This window comes from Siccirubricoccus soli, from assembly GCF_024178315.1.
Classification (GTDB): Bacteria; Pseudomonadota; Alphaproteobacteria; order Acetobacterales; family Acetobacteraceae; genus Siccirubricoccus; species Siccirubricoccus soli.
The window spans coordinates 1-510 of the sequence record NZ_JAMZIK010000131.1; the positions used below are offsets into that span (position 1 = coordinate 1).

Consider the following 510-nt stretch of genomic DNA (forward strand, 5'->3'; position numbering starts at 1 on the left):
GGCAGGAACTCGACCTCGTAGCCTGCCAAGTGGGCGCTCGGGACCGCTGCCCAGGACACCGCCAGGCCACCAAAGGCGGGGGTGGTCGGAGCGGTGACGGTGATCGTGGCCGGCGCGGCGATCACGCCCGGGTTGGGCAGCACCACGGAGGGGCTCTCGCCGGTGGCGCGCTCGTCCACCGCCGGGTCCCAGTCCCAGACGGCAGCGTCCTCCTCAGCCAGGGTCAGGTTCACCCCGCCGTCCGGCGACAGCGACCAGCCGGTCACCCGCGCTGGGAAGGGCACCAGGCGATCGAGCGCGACGGTGGCCCCCTCCCAGGGCCGCAGCCGCAGGGCCGAGAGGTTGGCCGGAAGGCCACCTCGCGCTGGCGGCGGTTGCGCTCCAGCTCGGCCTTCATGATCCGCTGCACCGTGCTGACCGAGGTGGTGAGCGGGAACTCCATGTCGCGGTAGATCGCCTCGCCCCCATCCTCGGCGACGTAGTTGCTGACCAGCAGCGGCGGCGCGTCGG

The 510-nt window shown here is 73.1% G+C and carries 1 protein-coding gene and 1 pseudogene; both read right to left on the reverse strand.

The features are described 5' to 3' along the window. Positions 1-284: pseudogene (locus NJ376_RS20145) on the reverse strand (phage tail protein); the annotation flags it as partial. Next, positions 263-510 (reverse strand): hypothetical protein (locus NJ376_RS20150; protein WP_252955086.1); only part of this gene is annotated, 248 nt, incomplete at its 5' end. The gene NJ376_RS20150 and the pseudogene NJ376_RS20145, both read right to left, overlap by 22 nt.